Source organism: Cobetia amphilecti (genome assembly GCF_032923285.1).
Lineage (GTDB): Bacteria > Pseudomonadota > Gammaproteobacteria > Pseudomonadales > Halomonadaceae > Cobetia > Cobetia amphilecti.
Window position 1 is genome coordinate 3,735,134 of the sequence record NZ_CP136695.1, and the last position, 19,107, is coordinate 3,754,240.

General features: G+C 63.5%; 14 protein-coding genes. 2 read left to right on the forward strand and 12 right to left on the reverse strand.

Annotated features, from left to right (window positions below; translation table 11 throughout):
- Positions 1 to 165 precede the first annotated feature (165 nt).
- Positions 166 to 1,356, forward strand: a complete 1,191-nt coding sequence (locus R1T44_RS15885; protein WP_284727192.1) for an MFS transporter — start codon at positions 166 to 168, stop codon at positions 1,354 to 1,356.
- A 125-nt stretch (positions 1,357 to 1,481) separates the two neighbouring features.
- Here R1T44_RS15885 and astB read toward each other — a convergent pair whose 3' ends face one another.
- From astB to fabV, 7 genes are all read right to left on the reverse strand, one after another.
- Positions 1,482 to 2,828, reverse strand: a complete 1,347-nt coding sequence (gene astB / locus R1T44_RS15890) for an N-succinylarginine dihydrolase (RefSeq protein WP_284727191.1) — start codon at positions 2,826 to 2,828, stop codon at positions 1,482 to 1,484.
- A 100-nt stretch (positions 2,829 to 2,928) separates the two neighbouring features.
- Complete coding sequence (astD, locus tag R1T44_RS15895; RefSeq protein WP_284727190.1) at positions 2,929 to 4,428, reverse strand: succinylglutamate-semialdehyde dehydrogenase; 1,500 nt, start codon at positions 4,426 to 4,428, stop codon at positions 2,929 to 2,931.
- Between the two features lie 152 nt (positions 4,429 to 4,580).
- A complete protein-coding gene (gene astA / locus R1T44_RS15900) occupies positions 4,581 to 5,612 on the reverse strand; it encodes an arginine N-succinyltransferase (protein WP_284727189.1) in 1,032 nt (343 codons plus the stop codon).
- The gene (locus tag R1T44_RS15905) at positions 5,612 to 6,673 is read right to left on the reverse strand and encodes an arginine N-succinyltransferase (protein ID WP_043334469.1); all 1,062 of its coding nucleotides are present in this window, start codon (positions 6,671 to 6,673) and stop codon (positions 5,612 to 5,614) included. The genes astA and R1T44_RS15905 overlap by 1 nt, the downstream gene beginning before the upstream one ends.
- Positions 6,674 to 6,696: 23 nt before the next feature.
- Positions 6,697 to 7,917, reverse strand: a complete 1,221-nt coding sequence (locus tag R1T44_RS15910; RefSeq protein WP_317292290.1) for an aspartate aminotransferase family protein — start codon at positions 7,915 to 7,917, stop codon at positions 6,697 to 6,699.
- Positions 7,918 to 8,073: 156 nt separating this feature from the next.
- Positions 8,074 to 9,075, reverse strand: a complete 1,002-nt coding sequence (locus R1T44_RS15915) for a GlxA family transcriptional regulator (RefSeq protein WP_284727187.1) — start codon at positions 9,073 to 9,075, stop codon at positions 8,074 to 8,076.
- Positions 9,076 to 9,355: 280 nt separating this feature from the next.
- A complete protein-coding gene (gene fabV / locus R1T44_RS15920; RefSeq protein ID WP_043334421.1) occupies positions 9,356 to 10,558 on the reverse strand; it encodes an enoyl-ACP reductase FabV in 1,203 nt (400 codons plus the stop codon).
- Positions 10,559 to 10,908: 350 nt separating this feature from the next.
- Here fabV and R1T44_RS15925 point away from each other — a divergent pair, with 350 nt between their 5' ends.
- A complete protein-coding gene (locus R1T44_RS15925) occupies positions 10,909 to 11,322 on the forward strand; it encodes a DUF7079 family protein (protein WP_166020033.1) in 414 nt (137 codons plus the stop codon).
- 172 nt (positions 11,323 to 11,494) lie between these two features.
- On the opposite strand, the gene R1T44_RS15930 is transcribed toward R1T44_RS15925, so the two are convergent.
- The 5 genes from R1T44_RS15930 to R1T44_RS15950 all read right to left on the reverse strand — a co-directional run bounded on the left by R1T44_RS15930 (position 11,495) and on the right by R1T44_RS15950 (position 19,092).
- A complete protein-coding gene (locus R1T44_RS15930; protein ID WP_284727186.1) occupies positions 11,495 to 12,163 on the reverse strand; it encodes a transglutaminase-like cysteine peptidase in 669 nt (222 codons plus the stop codon).
- A gap of 22 nt (positions 12,164 to 12,185) precedes the next feature.
- Positions 12,186 to 14,135, reverse strand: a complete 1,950-nt coding sequence (locus R1T44_RS15935) for a bifunctional diguanylate cyclase/phosphodiesterase (protein ID WP_215823434.1) — start codon at positions 14,133 to 14,135, stop codon at positions 12,186 to 12,188.
- A 66-nt stretch (positions 14,136 to 14,201) separates the two neighbouring features.
- Positions 14,202 to 15,509, reverse strand: a complete 1,308-nt coding sequence (locus R1T44_RS15940) for a TolC family outer membrane protein (protein WP_082388386.1) — start codon at positions 15,507 to 15,509, stop codon at positions 14,202 to 14,204.
- A gap of 33 nt (positions 15,510 to 15,542) precedes the next feature.
- Complete coding sequence (locus tag R1T44_RS15945) at positions 15,543 to 16,925, reverse strand: HlyD family type I secretion periplasmic adaptor subunit (protein ID WP_153636505.1); 1,383 nt, start codon at positions 16,923 to 16,925, stop codon at positions 15,543 to 15,545.
- The gene (locus tag R1T44_RS15950; protein WP_284727184.1) at positions 16,918 to 19,092 is read right to left on the reverse strand and encodes a type I secretion system permease/ATPase; all 2,175 of its coding nucleotides are present in this window, start codon (positions 19,090 to 19,092) and stop codon (positions 16,918 to 16,920) included. The genes R1T44_RS15945 and R1T44_RS15950 overlap by 8 nt, the downstream gene beginning before the upstream one ends.
- Positions 19,093 to 19,107: the final 15 nt, after the last annotated feature.

Here is a 19,107-nt window from a genome sequence, read left to right on the forward strand (position 1 = left end):
ACAAGCAACGACTGCGCTGTCGCTTCTGCTACCGTCGTTGACGTATTCGGGATGCGCCCATCCATGAGAATAAAGTGGAATATAGAGACCAAGGTCTCAAGGTGATCTTCCGCCCACAGGCAGTGGAGTCCGCAGCACAATGGTAACGACAGGGGTGGGCCAGACATGCAACTGAACTGGAAGGCAGCGATCACGTTGGCAGCGCTGATTCTCGCCATCAATACCGGCGCGCGGCAGGCCATGGGCTTCATGCTGCCACCGATGGCCAGCGAACTCACCTGGGGCATGGGGAGTCTGTCATTCGCGCTCGCCATCCAGAATCTGGTCTTCGGACTGGCCGCGCCCATCGCCAGCAAGCTGTCGGACCGCTTCGGCACGCTCAGCGTCTTCCTCGTCGGTAGCCTGTGCTATGCGGTCGGCATGGGCGTCACCGCCCTCTGGCCGACCCCGACGGTGTGGATGCTGGGCGCCGGCGTGTTGGCCGGCATCGGCATCGGTGCGACCACCTTCCCGCTGGTGCTGGCTGCCGTCACGCGCGTGGTTCCCATTCAGCATCGTGGCATCGGGCTGGGCATCGCCTCGGCCGGCGGCTCCTTCGGGCAGCTGATCTACTCGGTCGCGACCCCGATGCTGGTGCTGATCGACTGGAAGATCGCCATGCTGGCTCTCGGCGCCAGCTGTCTGCTGCTGATTCCCATGGCCCTGTCGTTGCTGCGTCGCCCGCCGGCCGGCAGTGAGGCACCGGCGGAGGATATTCCGAGCCAGGGCCCGCTGCTGCAGGACCGGCGCTTTCTGGCGCTCGCCGGCGGCTTCTTCGTCTGTGGCGTGCACGTCGCCTTCATCGCCACCCACCTGCCCAATTTCGTGGTCGCCTGCGGCCTGCCCCTGAACGTGGCCGGCAACACGCTGGCGATCATCGGCGCGCTCAATATCGCGGGTACCATCCTGTTCGGTGCCTGGGGCGGCCGCCGTCACCCGCCGCAGCTGTTGATGCTGATCTATCTGTGCCGCGCCGCGCTGGTGATGGCGATGGTGGTCATCCCGCCCAGCAGCATGCTGCTCTACGCCTTCGGCGCGATCATGGGCATTCTGTGGCTGTCGACGGTGCCGCTGACCAGCCAGGCCGTGGCGCTCTACTTCGGCCAGAAGCGTCAGGCCTTCGTGTTCGGCATGGTGCTGGCCGCCCATCAGGTCGGTGCCTTCCTGGGGGCCTGGGGCGGTGGCGTGGTCTATCAGCTGACCGGCAGCTACGACCTGCTGTGGATCTCCAGCGGCATCTTCGGTCTGCTGGCCGCCATCGTGCATTGGCCGGTGCGCCGCGAGCCCACGCGCGTGATCCAGCCACAACTGGCCTGAGTCGCGCCACGGCATCCGCCTCTCAGATTTCAGATCTCAACTCTCAGACCACCTATCCACAACGACACAGCCCCCACCGGCGAGACCGATGGGGGCTGTGTCGTTGTGGACTTCAGCGGGGACGATCAGCGCTGGAAGGCGTAGACATTGCCGACCTTCAACAGCCGCGTCAGCTCATCCAGTGCCGTCAGTGTCTCCTCGGCCAGCTGCGGATCGGCGAGGTCTGCCGGTGTCAGGCTGTCACGGTAGTGACGCTTGACCCAGTCACCCAGCTCGGCGTGCAGCGTATCGGTCATCATCACGCGCCCGGACAGCGCGGCGCGCTCGGCGTCGCTGAGCACCACGCGCAGACGCAGACAGGCCGGGCCGCCGCCGTTGCGCATGCTCTGCTTCACGTCCTTGACCAGCACTTCGCCGATCGGATTCGGGCCGGCCAGAATCGCATTCTGCAGCGCGTTCCACACCGCCTCGTTCTCCTGACACTCGCCCGGCACCACCAGCGTCATGCTGCCATCGTCGTTGGAGAGCAGCTGCGAGTTGAACAGGTAGGAGGAGACGGCATCCTCGAGGCTGACGGCTTCCAACGGCACGCGGATCGGGATCAGCGGCGTGGACAGCTTGGCGCGAATCTCGTCAAGCACCGCCTCTTCATCGCGGAAGGCCAGCTCGTGATAGAACAGCACCGGGCCATTGCCCACCGCGATGACGTCGTTGTGGAAGACGCCGGCATCGATGGCGTCCGGGTGCTGCTGGGCGAACACCACCTGCTCTTCGCTCAGGCCATGCTGACGCGCGACGGCCTGACTGGCTTCCAGCGTCTGGCGCGCCGGATAGCGACGCGGTTCGACGCCATCACCGCCGAAGGCCTGGCGACCATAAACGTAGAGATGCACGCCCGGCCCGCCGTGGCCATCGCACAGCCGCGCATGGTTGGCGGCGCCCTCATCGGAGAAGGCCGGCGTCGCGGGCAGCGCGGGGTGATGCGCGAAGTGGCCATCGTCGGCGAAGATGGCGCCCAGGATGCGCCCAGTGGTCGCGGGCTCCAGATAGCGATGGAAGCTGGATTGCAGGTTGGCCGGCGTGAAATGCACGCGGCCATCACCACTGTCGCGCGACGGCGTGACGGTGGCGGCGTTGGCCGTCCACATGCTGGAGGCGGAACACACCGCGCGCAGAAGCTGCGGGGCCTGCTCGCTGGCCGCCTTCAACACCTGGGCGTTGCTGCCGGTGAAGCCTAAATCACGCAGTGCGCCAAGGTCCGGGCGCTGCTGCGGCAGTAAAATCCCCTGTGCATAACCCAGATCCGCCAACGACTTCATCTTGTCGAGGCCCTGCAGCGCGGCTTCGCGCGGGTTGGAGGCCAGCCCGCCGTGGCGCATCGAGGCCACGTTGCCATGCGCCAGGCCGGCGTAGTTGTGGGTCGGGCCGACCAGGCCATCGAAATTGATCTCTTGATACGCGGTGTCGGACATGAAGGTCTCCTGCCACGACGCCTTGCCAGCTCAGCAAACAGGCACGGCGGGCGTCGTGGTCAACAATGGGTAAGCGGCAGCGGTGCCCGAACGGACGGCCTTACAGACGGATACCGGCCGGCAGGTTCGCGGGCAGCGCCAGCTCCTCGGCTTCCATCGAGGCGACCGGATAGCTGACATAGTCGGCGGCATAGTAGGCGCTGGGGCGATGGTTGCCGCTGTCGCCGATGCCACCGAAGGGCGCATCACCGGAGGCGCCGGTGGTCTGGCGGTTCCAGTTGACGATGCCCGCGCGAATGCGCAGCAGGAAGTCGTCCCAGTCAGCGCGATCGCCCCCGATCAGCCCGGCCGAGAGGCCATAGCGGGTGTCATTGGCCAGCGCGATGGCGTCGTCCCAATCGGTGTAGCGATGGATCTTGAGCAGCGGGCCGAAGAACTCCTCGTCCTCGAGCGCAAGGCCGGTGACATCGATCAGCGCCGGGCTGAGCAGACTGGTGCCCTCTTCCACCTGCTGCATGCGCACGATGACGTTGCCGCCCAGCGCTTCGAGATCGTCCTGCGCCTTGAGCAGCCCCTCGGCCGCGGCGACGCTTGCCAGGCCGCCATAGAAGGGGGCGTCCTGCGCGAACTGCCCCGCCACCCGCAGCTCACGCAGTGCCGTGGCCAGTGTCTCGATCAGACGATCGCCGACCTCGCCCTGCGGCACGATCAGGCGTCGCGCACAGGTACAGCGCTGACCGCCCGAGGCGAAGGCCGACTGGATGATCGCCAGCACCGCGGCGGCTTCATCCTGCACATCGCGCACCACCAGCGGGTTGTTGCCACCCAGCTCCAGCGCCAGCAGCTTGCCGACCTGACCGGCGAACTGACGGTGCAGCAGCTTGCCGACCTTGGCACTGCCGGTGAACAGCAGCCCATCGATGCCCTCGGACTGGGACAGGGCCTGGCCGACTTCCGCCGCGCCCTGCACCAGATTGATCACGCCGGCCGGCAGGCCCGCGGCCTCCCAGCACTGCAGGGTGAGATCGGCGGTGGCCGGGGTCAGCTCGGAGGGCTTGAACACGCAGGCATTGCCCGCCAGCAGCGCCGGTACCATGTGGCCATTGGGCAGATGCCCCGGGAAGTTGTAGGGGCCGAAGACAGCCATCACGCCGTGCGGACGGTGGCGCAGGACTGCCTGGGTGCCCGCGACATCCTTGGCGCGCTCGCCGGTACGCTCGTGATAGGCCTTCACCGAGATCGCGATCTTGCCGATCATCGCGCCGACCTCGGTGCGCGCCTCCCACAGCGGCTTGCCGGTTTCGCTGGCGATGCTGACCGCCAGCGCTTCGCGGTGCTGCTCCAGCTGATCGCGGAAGCGCTCCACCACCGCCAGACGCGCCTCGAAGCCCAGGCGCGCCCAGGCCGGGAATGCCTGACGCGCTGCCGCGACGGCCTGCTCGACCTGCTCGGCAGTGGCAGCGGCGCCCTGCCACAGACGTGCGTGGGAGACGGGGTCGGTCTTGGTGAAGGATGCGGCCTCACCCGCTTGCCACGCGCCGTCGATGAAGAGCTGTTGACGCACGTTGAGTGTGGCGGGAGTTGAATTCGTAGTGGTCATGGCATGCCTCATCGAAAGGGCGCGCCGCGCGAGCGACGCTGAACAAGGAGATCACGGGGCAGTTGGCGATCTGCCCCGCTGATGGCAAAAGGACGCAAGGCGGTATGCGCCTGCGAGATGGCGCGAAGAAGCGGATGCCCGTGGCGGACGCTTCAGCCGGCCAGCACGCGCAGCGTGTCACCGCCGGTGACGCCGAGGCGTTCGGCCTCATCACGGTGGAGGCGCACATGGCAGGCGCCGGAGTCATCCCGGGTGACGTCGTGGCTGATCCAGCTGGCACGGAAGTCGGCCATGCCGGTGGTGGCAGCCATCACGGCGGGACGCTCGCAGGCCGGGGCATCAGACGCGATGACCTCGACACTCGCCAGCTGACTGTCACGCACGGCGCGCACATCATCGATATAGGCCTCGACCGTCGGGCCGCCATCGAAGATGTCGACGTAGCCCTCCCAGCGCAGCCCTTCCTTCTTGAGCATCGCCACCGCCGGTCGGGTGTGCTCATGCACCTGCCCGATGGCGGCCCGCGCGGGCTCGGAGAGAAACGGCGTATAGATCGGGAACTTGGGCATCAGCTCGCCGATGAAGCTCTTCTGGCCCATGCCGGTGAGGCGGTCGGCCTCATTGAAGTCCATCGGGAAGAAGTGGCTGCCCAGACACTCCCAGAACGGGCTGCGCCCTTCAGGCGTGAAGACACCGCGCATCTCGGCCAGCACCTTGTCGGGGAAGACCGCGCGGAACTGGGCCATGAACAGCCAACGCACCTTGGAGAGCAGCGCGCCGTTGCGGTCCTTGCGCCAGCCTTCACGCAGGAACAGCGAGCAGACCTCGGCATCGCCGGTGTGATCGGAGCACAGCGTCAGCGTATCCAGGGTGCGATGCAGATCGAGCTGCACCGAGGAGTGCGCCAGCGAACCGAGACGGTAGTGATAGAACGGCGCATCGGTGCCCACGCAGGCCTCGATGGCACAGCAGCCCGCGATGCTGCCATCGCGATCATCCTCGAGCACGAAGAAATACAGGCGATCATCACTGGGTTCGCGGCCCTCGAAGGCGGCCAGAGTGCGCTCTATCTTGGCACTGAGAAACTCATGATTGTCCGGCAGCGAGGTGAAGCCGACACCGGTTTCCCGCGCCAGTACCTTGAGGCCTTCGATATCGTGTCGAGCGATAGGACGAATGCGCATTACAACTCTCCCTCATCCATCGTCGGCAATGGCATCGGCACGGCAAGCACCGCACGCCCCTCTTCCACGCCCAGCACCTCGGCCTGCTGCGGCGTCAGCATCAACTGGCCGGTCGGCGTCAGGGCGTAGCGCGCCAGCACGCAGCGGAAATCGCCGAGACGCTGGTTGGCCACCATCGCCGGCACCGCATCCGGCAGGCTTTCCTGCGGACGGATACGCACCGGATGCCAACCGCACTGCTTGAAGGTGTGCAGACGCTCGCACTCCGCCAGCAGCAAGGGGCCGGCATCGAAGATGTCGACATGCCGCGAGCGCGAGAAGCCCTCGGCGAGCATCTCCTGCATGGCGTACTCATGGCGCGGATTCTCACGCCCGATGGCGGCGCGCGCCTGGGGGGTGAGCAGCGGCAGATAGAGCGGGAACGGCGGCATGACCTCGGCGATGAAGCTCTTGGAGCGCACCCCCGCCATCTGATTGATTTCATTGAAATCACGATCAAAGAAGTGCTGGCCGACGCTGTCCCAGAACGGACTGACCTGACGCTCGTCGCGCGTTTCCAGATAGCCCGGGAAGGCCACCGCCAGTTCGGTGGCGAAGCGTTCCGGGTACTGGGCGATGAACATCAGGCGTGCGCGGCGCAGCAGGCTGTCCGCATCCGTCTCGCGGTAGCGGGCATCCAGCGACAGCGCGCACAGCAGCGTGGCATCCGACACCTCATGCGACAGTGACAGCGTCTGCACTTCGTGGCGCACGTTGAGCTGCTGCGAGGCGTGGATCAGCGTTTCCTGACGATAGGTGTAGTAGGCCTCCCGCGCGCCAGCCTCGGCGCGCAGCGAGGCGGTACCGACCACTTCGCCGGTGTCGAGATCTTCCAGCACGAAGCAGTAGATCTCGTCGCCCGGGAAGTCGATCTCGGCTCGCAGACTGCGCTGGGAGCGCAGAATGCGCTCCTCGAGGCGGTCACGATGTGCCGGCAGATTGGTCAGGCGAGGCGTGGCCGTGGCCGCGAGCCGCTCGAGGGCGAGCAGATCGCGGCTTTCGGCAGGCCGCACCACCAGCATCGGGGCACTGCTCATGGCGCTGCTCATGCAGATGCAGAGGCGGCGACGAAGTTCGCCACGGCGCGGTCGAGCTTGTCGAGACCGCTCTGGATCTCTTCTTCGCTGATCACCAGCGACGGCGCCAGACGCAGCACGTCAGGACCGGCGATCAGCACCATCAGGCCTTCTTCCATCGCCAGGTTGAGAATGTCCTTGGCACGCCCCGCGTAGTCCGGCGCCATCTGGGCACCGATCAGCAGGCCCATGCCACGCACTTCCTTGAAGACACCGTGACGCTTGGCGATGCCTTCCAGGCCGTTGCGCAGCAGCTGGTGGCGGTGCGCGACACCGTCGAGGGTTTCCGGGGTGTCGATGGTCTCGAGCGCCGCCAGACCCACGGCACACGCCAGCGGGTTGCCGCCGTAGGTGGAACCGTGAGTGCCGATGGCCATGGCCGGTGCGATACGATCGGTGGTCAGCATGGCGCCCAGCGGGAAGCCGCCGCCGATGCCCTTGGCGGTGGTCAGGATGTCCGGCACCACACCGAAGTGCTGGTAGGCGTACAGGTGGCCGGTACGCCCGGCACCGCTCTGGACTTCATCGAAGATCAGCAGCGCATCGTGCTCGTCACACAGCTCACGCAGTCCTTCGAGGAATGCCTGCTCGCCCGGAATGATGCCGCCCTCGCCCTGCAGTGGCTCGACGATGATCGCGCAGGTGTCATCGTCCATCAGCTCGCGCACGGAGTCGAGATTGTTGAATTCGGCGTGCTGGATTCCGCCCGGAATCGGCCCGAAGCCATGGGAATACTTGGGCTGGCCACCGACGCTGACGGTGAAGAAGGTGCGGCCATGGAAGGACTGACGGAAGGAGATGATCTTGTCCTTCTTCTCGCCATGGGTGTCGTGGGCGAAACGACGCGCCAGCTTGAGCGCGGCCTCGTTGGCCTCACCACCGGAGGAGCAGAAGTAGACCTTGTCGGCGAAGGTGCGCTCGGTCAGCGCCTTGGCCAGCGCCAGTGCCGGCTCGTTGGTGTAGACGTTGGACAGGTGCCAGACCTTGTCGGCCTGGTCCTTGAGCGCCTTGACCAGCGCCGGGTGGCAGTGGCCCAGCGAGGTGACGGCGATGCCACCGGCGAAGTCGATGTACTCGCGACCTTCCTGATCCCACAGACGGCTACCCTCGCCGCGTACCGGAATGGCAGCCTGGGGTGCGTAGTTGGGCACCATGGCATGGTCGAAATCGGCACGGGTCAGCTGGGTCATCGTCTCTTCCTCATCGCGGGGTCTTGGCGTGGCCGGCCGATGATCGGCAAGCCACGGGTCATGACACTCGAGTATAGGGAGGCGAGATGACAAAGACTTTCAGCGAAAGGACGACGACTTATGTCAGGAGGCGACTTTTGTCATCCAGGGCAGGTGTCAGGCCTGCAGCATGAGACGTTCGTCGCGGGGGCTGCGCCCGAAATGGTTGCGAAACGCCGTGGAGAAGTGAGCGGCGCTGGAAAAGCCGGTGGCCAGCGCGATCTCGCCGATCGGCTGATCGCTCTCGCGCAGCAGCTGACGCGAGCGCGCCAGACGCAGATCCAGATAGTAGCGGCTGGGCACCGCCTGCAGATGCTTCTTGAACAGCCGCTCCAGCTGACGCCGCGAGATGCCGAGGTGCTCACCTATCTCGTGGGTGGACAGCGGCTCCTCGATATTGGCCTCCATCAGCGTCACGGCCTCCACCAGCGGCTGGGGCGCATGGGCGAAACGGTTCTTGAGCGGCACATGCTGTGGCTCGTCCGCTAGCCGGATGCGCTCGCAGACGAAGTGCTCGGAGACCTTCTCGGCCAGCGCGCGACCATGCTGCTGGGCGATCAGCGTCATCGTCATGTCCATCGCCGCGGTGCCACCGCCGCAGGTGACACGATCGCGGTCCAGCTCATAAAGCTGATGGGAGACGTTGACCTGCGGGAAGTCGCGGCGGAAGGATTCGGCGCGCTGCCAGTGAATCGTCGCACGATAGCCATCGAGCAACCCGGCGCGAGCCAGCTCACGGGTGCCGGTGGAGATGCCACCCAGCATCACACCACGCTCGGCCAGACGCTTGAGCCAGGCCAGCAGCGCGGGATTCGAGGCCACCTCCTGCAGGCCTGCCTCGCCCGCCGGCTGAGCGCCGCACACGAACAGGGCATCCAGATGGCGCGAATCACTGGCGACCAGACTGTCCGGCGAGAGGCTCAAGCCCGCCGCGGACGCCACGCCACGCCCGTCAAGCGCGAAAGTGACGGCCCGATAGAGTGTCTGCCCCGCGAGCTGGTTGGCCACCTGCAGGGGCTCCAGCGCACAGGCCTGGGACAACAACGAGAAGCCGGGCAGCAGCACGAAGCCTATCTGGCGTTGCTGGGCCTGGGGAGAAACCAGTGAATCCACGGGCATGAGTGTGAGTCGAGGTCCGTCGCGTGAGGGTGGCGCCATATTGTGCCATGCCTCCGGCACTTGTGCCTGGCCCTCACTGGCATGACGCTCGAGATGAGGCCGCCAAACGCGACGACGCCACCCCGAAGGATGGCGTCGTCAGTGCTCAACGTGCAGTACTCAGCGGGCAGCGCTCAGGTCTCAGCGGGCAGCGCTCAGCGGGCAGCGCTCAGCGGGCAGCGCTCAGCGAGCTGCCAAGACCTCTGCGCTTATGCCGAGGCGCGCTTATATTGAGGCGCTCTTACATCTGAACGACATCGAACTCGACATCGGTGGCGACATCGGCATCGTAGTCGACGTCGTCACGAGTGAAGCCGAACAGCTTCAAGAATTCCTGCTTGTAGCTGGCGTAATCAGTGATGTCGAACAGGTTGTCGCTGGTGACCTGCGGCCACAGTTCCTGACAGGCCTGCTGGACGTCGTCCTTCAGCTCCCAGTCGTCGAGACGCAGACGGCCGGACTCGTCGGTGGCGATCTCGCCTTCGCCGTAGAAGCGCTCGGCGTAGAAGCGGTTGAGCTGCTCGATGGTGCCTTCGTGCAGGCCCTTTTCCTTCATGATCTTGTAGACCATGGAGATGTAGAGCGGCATGACCGGGATCGCGGCGCTGGCCTGGGTAACCACGGACTTGAGCACGGCCACGTGGGCACGACCGCCCTTGGCGGACAGCTTCTCGTGGATGCTGCCGGCGGCGCGGTCCAGATCTTCCTTGGCGCGACCCAGCGCACCGTGCCAGTAGATCGGCCAGGTGATCTCGGTACCGATGTAGCTGAAGGCGACGGAGCGGGCGCCCTCAGCCAGCACGCCGGCGTCGTCCAGCGCCTGCATCCACAGCTCCCAATCCTGACCACCCATCACGGTGACGGTATCTTCGATTTCCTGCTCGGTGGCCGGCTCGACCTCCGCTTCGATGATGGTGTCCTTGTTGGTGTCGATGGCAGTCGCGCGGTAGGTCTCGCCGATCGGCTTGAGCACGGAGCGCTTCACTTCACCGCTGTCCGGCAGCTTGCGCACCGGAGAGGCCAGCGAGTAGACGACGAGGTCGACTTCGCCCATGTTGGCCTTGATCAGCTCGATGGCCTTGGCGCGTGTCTCGTGCGAGAAGGCATCGCCGTTGATGGCCTGGCTGTAGAGGCCTTCCTGCTTGGCGAACTTGTCGAAGGCGGCAGAGTTGTACCAGCCTGCGGTGCCGGCCTTCTTCTCGGTGCCCGGCTTCTCGAAGAACACGCCCAGGGTATCGGCGCCATAACCGAAGGCTGCCGTGATGCGTGCCGCGAGGCCATAGCCACTGGAAGAACCGATCACCAGCACCTTCTTCGGACCACCGTCACGCTTGTCACCGACTGTCTTGCGGGTGATGGCGATCTGCTCGGCGACATTCTGCTCGCAGCCCTTGGGATGTGTGGTGGTGCAGATGAAGCCACGAACCTTGGGTTTGATGATCACGTAAAGAACCTCGTTTGCTGTTGGCCCGGCGTGTACCCGCCGATGCGATACTCGCTTCACCCTGACAGCAGGCAATGGCCGTCCTTGGGTGGTGAAGCGTATCGTGAAATAGGGCGTTCGAATCCCGTAAAGCAGGCTCAGTGCCAGCTCATGGGCGCTATTCTAGCGGCTGTCGGCGACGCTGTCCGCCCTGCCGTCATGATCCGCCATCTGCCTGCATATCACTGGAGCCAGCCGCGGCGGCTGCCGTATCATGTAGGCCTTTTCACGTACTGCCATTCCACTGCCGTCCTGCATTCGCCGCTGGTTGCCAGCCGCACTGTCCGACAGGCTCTGCCCAGGATGTTTTCATGAACGATCAGAACGCTCACCTCGCCCCCGATGTGGCCGCCCTGCTCGAGCGCCGACAGGACATCTGGCTGGCGCTGTCTCCACTGTGGCTGGAGCGCGACCCACGTGAAGCCGAGTATCAGCACATGGCAGAAGTCGTCGAAGCCCAGGGGCTGAGCTTTCAGGAACTGGAAAAGCTCTATCGTCTGGAGATGGCCCCGGTACTGGTGCGAGAACAGGTCAGCATGACGCCCAACTTCAAGGGCTTCGATGACAGCCAGCTGCTGTCACGCCTGCTGCAGCATACGCATCGTCTGACACGTGGCCGGCGCATGTTCTGGCTGCTGTTTTCGGGGCTGGCCACGATGCCGAGTCGCCATCGCTACGGCAATCTGCTCGAGATACTGCACCTGCGCGGCAATACGCCCCGCTAATGCGCGCCCCGCAATCTGCACGGGGCAGCTGACGAGGGCTCTGGCCTGCAACGCCCGAATGGCAAGACACCCCGCGACCGGAAGGTCACGGGGTGTCTTGTCGTGCTGTAGTGCTTAGCAGTGCTTGGCAGAGCTCAATCGCCATTCCTCGAGGGGGCTTTCGCCGCCAGGCTCATGGCCGTTTGTGACGCGGCACTCTCAGCACCCCTTGTGCGCGGCGCTTCTGCCAATCAGACAGACTTGAAAGGCCTCGGCTGTCGCTGATGCGCTTGCCCCCTTCCAGACGTTTGCTCATCCACAGCGCACTGCCATTGAAACTGTAGATAGGCAGCAGGTCCGTGCGCTCACTGGCCGGCAGGATGGAACTGTTCAGGTTGTCCAGTACATCAGGATTGCGCGTATTGGCGCCCTGATAGGTCACGACCATGTGGAACTGGTTGAGGCTGAGCGCCTTGACGTAGTGCAGACGCAGGCGGTCTTCCGGTACGCCAAGCTCGCGCAGAGTCAGGTACTTGGCCATGGCGAAGTCATCGCAATCACCGGCCCCTGCCCCCAGAAACTCCTGCGGCGTCGCCCAGTAATCGGTCGCTCCCCAGACGCTGAGGTCATCGGTGAAGTTGAGACGATTGAAGAAATCGTTCACTTCGCTCAACTGACGCCTGATCGGCGCGCCCTCCAGCCGCTGCAACAGTTGCTGCCATTGCTGCACACGATTCCAGCCACCTGTCCCGTAGATCTGGATGAACTGGCGGGAATCCACCGCCTGTGCCAGACCCGCACCGAGCGACAACGCCAGCAGCACCCCGGCCGCAAGACCCTCCCACCAGCGGCGATGATTCATGTCGAGGCACCCTGAATGTCACTTAGCGAGGCATATCTTCTGCTGGATTGGCGAGCCTTGCCATGACATCGACTGCCGGTGACACGAAGCCCTGATAGCCATCTGCGCCCAGCGACATCGCCCGCTCCTGATCCGCCTCGGACTCGACGCGGGTCACGATGACCTGCGACTCGACCTGATGCGCGGTCATGCACAGACTCTGCAACAGCTCGGTGTCGACATCTTCGCGCTTGAAGAACGCCTGGTCGATCTTGACGTAATCAGGCCGCAGTGCCGACAGATAGCTGAGCTCCTTCAGCTCTCGGGCGAAGCGGTCGATGCCGCCCCGCGCCCCCAGACGACGAGCATGTCGGAACAGCATCTTGATACGCTCCTGATGCCTGAGGGCGATGCTTTCGGACACCTCGATATCCAGACGCTTGCACAGGCGCGGATGCGCCGCCAACCAGTTGAGCAGACCAATATAACGGGCTTCATCGTCGAAGGTTTCTTCGGTCAGGTTGAGCGCCAGCCTGGGCACTTCAATCCGGTCGATATAGGACGCCAGCCACTCCAGAGCGCGCAGATCGAACTGCGCCCCCATGCGGAAATGGCGAATCACGGGCAGGAAATCACCCGCACGATGCAGTTCATCACCATCGCGCAGACGGGCAAACAGCTCGCGATGGAGCTCACCACCATCGTTGAGCAACACCGGCTGGGCAACGAAGTCGAGTCCCTTGGGGGAATCCAGGGCCTTTTCGATGATCTCGCGCCACTCGCCTCGCGGACGCGCACGCCCACCCGCAGGGGCCAGTTCCACGCCCGACCCTTGCTCGATGGCCTGACGAAGCGTGGCATCTGCAACGGCATACATCTGGGTGCGCTGCATGCCCGGCTCACGCCGAACGGCGCCAAGAGCACAGTTCTCCGGCGGAGTATCCACCAGCGGATTGGCATCCAGCAGATTGTCGATGTCCTCCGCCAATAGCGTGAGAAACTCCTGAAGCCGAGTCTCGTCGGTTTCAGGCAGCAACAGGCCGAAATCACTATTGGCCAGACGCGCGGCGATGATCGCCTCACCCGCCAGTTCGCGATCTTCCAACTTGCGCGCGATGGCTTTCACCAGGGCGTCACGCCCCTTGTAGCCCTGCTCGCGATACACCACCTCGATATGCGACACGCGCAGCAGCGCGAAGCTGCCACCCATCGGCTCGCTCAGCCACTCATCGACCGCTCGGTTCAAATAGCCACGATTGCCAAGCCCCGATACCGAGTCTTCTTCCGCCTGGCGCTGCAGACGCGCCAACTGCGCGGCCTGAGCCTCGAACTGGGTCTGCAGGCGCTGCCCAAGACGATTGACCGCCGAGGTGATGCCCTTGAGCTCCGCCACGCTGGTCTCTTCCAGCGGCGCGTCGAAGCGCTGCGTCTCCATCTCATTGAGGCGAGACGATAGACGCTCCAGCGGGCGCAGCAGACGACGCATGACCAATGAGGCAATCAGCAGCGTGATCAGACCGCCCAGCAACAGCCACAGCGCCAGACGCTTGGCCAGCTGCCAGAGCTGGTCATAGCCCTGGGCAGATTCGCCGGTCAGGCTGATCGTGCCCAGCGACGCCCAGCCACCCGGCAGCTCGCGGCTCGCTGATTCCACCGGCATGGGAATCAGGTCACGAAACCACTGCGGGGCCAGACTCTCGCGCACGACATTGAAAGCGATGGGTGTCGCGATGGCCACGCTCTCCAGCCTGGCATCGCGCACATGACCACCATCCACCGTGGCACGTATCAGGGCTTCGGCACTGGCGGCATCGCCAAGCTCTACATGTGGCACCAGCGCGAGACTCAGGCTCTGGGCGAGATTCGAGAGTTCGACGCGTTGTCGTTCGGCCAATGCATCACGGGTGTTGTTGACCTGGATGAAGAAGATACCGAGGGAGAACCCCAACAATACCAGCAACATCAAGGTAAACAGGCGGCGCGAAAGACTCATCTGATTTCCTCATCAACCATCAGCATGGCAACGGCGCACCCAGGGTTCGGGAGCGCCGTGGGTGGCTTAGCCCTGTTGTTGGACGGGGACGGCAACATTCATGGAATCCAGCAGAGCGCCGGTCGCCGACAGCAGGCGATAGTTGGCGGTTTCCAGATCAAAACGGGCGCGAATCAGGTTCTGTTGAGAGGTGAACAGCTCACTCTCGCTATCCAGAAGGTCCAGCAATGTGCGGCGCCCGATATCGAATTGCTTGCGATAACTCTCGCGGGTATCGGTCGCGGCACGCACATAACTTTCCAGGTAATCGATCTGGCGCTTGAGGTTCTCGCGGGCATTCCATGCCAGACGAATCTCGTCACGCACATCGCGCATCACGCGATCATTGTCGTGCTCGACCGCTTCCAGCGCTGCCTGACGACCGCGGATCTCGGATTGATCACGGCCACCGCGATACAGGTTGTAGCGCATGACCAGTTCGACGCTCCAGTCGTCTGACTTGCTCTTGTCCTGATCATAATCATTGTCCAGCGTGCGATTGCCCTCGAGACTGAACTCGGGGTAGTTATCGCCCTTCTCGGCGTTCACTTCATGGCGGGCAGCATCAATGGAGACCCGCGCTGCCGCCAACAGCGGGTTGCGCTGATTGGCCTGCACGTAGGCGCTCTCGACATCCTCGCTGAGCAGGCTGGTGTCGATGCCCGGCATGCTGAGGTCCGACGGCATCTCGCCCACCAGACGCAGATAGGCAGAGCGGGAATCCTCGAGATTGTTGATCGATGACAGCACGCTGGCTTCGGCATTGGCCAGACGACCATCCACCTGACGCACGTCACTGCGCGCACCAAGGCCGGATTCCGCACGCCGCCCGATATCATTCGAGATACGACGGTGAGCCTCGAGATTGGCTTGTGCGTACTTGAGAATCAGCTCATCACGCATGACCTGCAGATAGGCACCGGCCGTATCCAGCGCGATGTCATTGGCCTCGGCCGCGACCTGCAGGCGCTGGTAGTCCGCCTCTGTCTCGGCCTGGCGAATGCGCTCGATTGTCGTGTTGCCGTCCCAGAGCAGCTGACGGATGGTCAGATCAAGGCGCGTGTAATCGTGCCAGTCGTCATCGTCATTGACGCCGTCATCTTCCGAGTCGAACTTGCCATATCCCAGACGGCCGGTCAGATCCACCGTCGGGCGATACGCCCCGCGCTGGGTTTCGGCTTCTTCGAGTCGCTGGATGTGACGTGAAACCTGAACGCGCGTGCGCGGGTTTTCCATTACCGCTCGGGATACGGCCTCTTCAAGAGTCGCAGCCGAAGCCTGAACGCCAAACCCCATCCCTGCGGCGATACTCAACGCCAAGAGTGTCTTTTTCATTATGAGTTACCCTCGAATCCATCAAATCCTTGATCAACGTTCACGCAAGGCACCTTGCCTGGCGCGCAGAATCGGCTTCATCAGATATTGCAGTACGGTCTGATTGCCAGTGATCACATCGACACTGGCCTGCATGCCCGGGATGATCGTGAGCGGATCCGAGTCACTGCCAAGGTGGTTCTGCTCCGTCAGCACCTTGATCTCGTAGAAACTGTTGCCTTCTTCATCCTGCACAGTATCCGCACTGATCTGATCGACCTTGCCTTCCAATCCACCGTAGATGGTGAAATCGTAGGCAGATAACTTGACGACGGCCGGCTGTCCGATTCTCAGGAAGCCGATGTCCTTGGGAGCGACTCGCGCCTGAACCAGCAGCTGATCCTCGATGGGAACGATCTCCATCAGGTCTTCCCCGGGCTCGATGACGCCGCCTATGGTATTGATATTCAGCGTCTTGATGGCGCCCTGAACCGGAGAGGTCACCAAAGTACGATCGAGTCGGTCCTGAAGACTGGTGCGCCCCTCACGCAAGCGACCCAGATCCGCCTGGGTCTTGGCGAGCTCTTCCGCGGCACGTGAGCGGAATTCCTGCGCGACGCCGACCCGATTCGAGATGGCCTCATCCAGCTCCGATTGCTTGCCCGGCACGGCCAGACGCGCCGACTCAAGATCACCCCGCAGGTCGTTGACCTCACGCTGGATCTTGAGAAGGTCCACCTGAGAGACCACGCCTTCACGCACCAGCGGGGCCGTCATGCCGAGCTCGCGACGTGACAGTTGATAGCTGCGCTCGAGACTGTTGATGCGCGATCTCAACTCACGCAACTCCTGCTCCTTCTGCAGAATCTGTTCACGCGCGCCATTGAGGCCACTGTTGAGCTGATTCAGATGCGTGCGATATGCCGTCATCGCACGCGACACCAGAGCGGGACTGCGCGCCTTGAATTCTTCGTCGAACGGCAACTCGATATTCTTCACGCTCACCTGATCCTTCCAGGCATCCGCGGAGGCGTTGACCTCGATGGAATCAAGCTCGGTGTCGTACTGCATGATGGTGGCCTGCAGGCCATCGAGGGTCGAGACACGCTCGCGCAGATCGGAACCTGCGCTGGTGTCATCGATGCGCAGCAGTGGCTCCCCCGCCGAGACGACCTGACCTTCCTTGATATAGATCTCGCGCACGATACCGCCTTCCAGGTTCTGGACGACCTGCAAGTGCGTCGAGGGCACGACCTTGCCGGACCCGCGCGTGACGACCTCCAGACTCGCCTGGCTGGCCCAGATGATGAAGATGACCACGAATGCGAGCACCATCCAGATCAGGATGCGCGACTTCCAGGGAGTCGCCAGCAACACGGCCGAACTGACATCATCGAGATGGTGAAGGTCACGCTGCTCAATCGGTGCCTTAGCCACGATTCACCTCCTGCTTGCGCCCGGCGACACGGCCTTCATTCAGGGCGCTCAGCACCTGCTGCTTGGGACCATCGGCGACGATGCGCCCTCCTTCCATGACGATGACGCGGTCTACCACGTCGAGCATGCTGCTCTTGTGGGTGACCAGCAGCAGCGTCTGGCTGCGTGGCAGGGACTTGAGCATTCTGCGCAGGCGCAGCTCGGCGCGGTTATCCATGTGCGACCCGGGCTCATCGAGCAGCAAGAGCGGAGGACGCATCAAGAGTGCGCGTGCCAGCAAGACCGTCTGACGCTGACCGCTGGAGAGCATGCGCCCACCCTCACCCACCTGACGGTCCAGTCCTTCAGGGTGATGACGAGTGAATTCGGTCACACCGGAGGCATCAGCCGCGAGGTCGATCTGTACGTCACTGGCGTGTGGTTGGCCGAGGGTGATGTTGTCGCGAATGGAGCCGAAGAACAGTGAACTGTCCTGGCCCGCATGACCGATATGCCGACGTACGTCGGCGGGATGCAGCTGATTGAGATCCAGTCCATCGATTCGAACGCTGCCCGCCGTGGCGTGATACAGGCCAGAGACAAGACGCTGCAAGGTACTCTTGCCAGCACCGATACGCCCGATGATCGCGATCCTCTCACCTGGGTTTATTTTCAATGAGATATCCGACACGGCAGGCGGCGTATTCGGCGCATAGGCAAAGCCGACGCGATCGAATTCGATGCGCATCTGCAGGTGCTCGCGGTGAACGTAACGACGATCTTCCGACTCTTCCGGCAATGCCATGATCTGCTCAAGCGCACTCATGGCACTGCGCGTCTGGCCGATACGCGTGATCAGCAACGCCAACTGCCCCAGCGGCTGCAACGCACGCCCGGACAGCATGACCGCGGCGATCAAGCCACCGACAGACAGGCGTGCATCCGCGATCAGATAGACCCCGAACACGACCAGCGCCACCGTGGTGGCCTGTGTCAGCGACATGCTCAGCGAGCTGACAGAGGTCGTCAGGTTGCGGCTTTTCACCCCCCAATGCGCGATCTGCCCGACGGCGCGTTCATACCGGCGCTGGGTTTCGCCCTGAGCATTGGCAAGCTTGAGGCTCTCGAGGCCGGAGACTGCTTCGACGAGGCGCGCATTGCGCTCCGTCGCCAGGCGCGACCCCTGCTCGATGCTGCTGCGCAGCGGCTTCTGGATCGCCAGACTGTAGACGAGCAAGATCACGAGCGCAGCGAAGGGCACCAGAACCAATGGCCCCGCCACGATCCAGATCACCAGCAGGAACAGCAGGGCAAACGGCAGATCGACCAGGGTGGTCAGGGTCGCGGAGGTGAAGAACTCGCGAATCGAATCAAACTCCTGCAGGTGCTTCACATAGCCACCGACGGAGCCGGGACGCGCTTCCATCCGCAGGTTCATGGTCTTGGAGAAGAGTTTCGAGGTCAGCAACACCTCGGACTTCTTGCCGGCCGTGTCCATGAAGTAGGCACGTGTCTGGCGCATCACGAAGTCGAACACCATGATGATCGCCATGCCCGTCGCCAAGACCCACAGCGTGTTGAAGGCCAGATTGGGCACGACCTTGTCATAGGCGTTCATCACGAACAGCGGCGATGCCACGGCGAACAGGTTGATCAATATCGACGCCAGAATCACGTCACGATAGATCGGCCGCGACAGCTTCAGCGTTGACCAGAACCAATGGCCATCACTCTGCTTGAGCGTTTCCGGTGCGCGTTCATCAAAGCGGTGCTCCTGCTTGAGATAGACGACACGCCCATCATGACGCTCAGCCAGAGACTCGATGTCGACCAGCTCATCACCATCGGCCTCAGGCTGATGAATCCTGGCCTTGCCTGCGTCGTTGTCGACCTCCAGCAAGACGACAGCACGCTCTTCCTTGAGTATGAGAATGCACGGCATCAGCATGTCGCTGATGGCCGTGATCTGCTGGTTGACCAGTTTGGCACTCAGATTGGCACGTGCCGCGGCACGACTGACAAGCGCCAGGGGAAGACGGCCTTCCTCCATGGGAAGACCATCGACCAGCACTGCTGCAGATCTGGGATTGCCGTGGTAACGCGCCATGAAGACCAGCGCATTGAGAAGGGGGTCGCCCTCCCTCTCGCCAACGGGCTCCGGTCTTAATGGCGTGGGTTGATCGCTCAACCTGTCCTCCTTAGT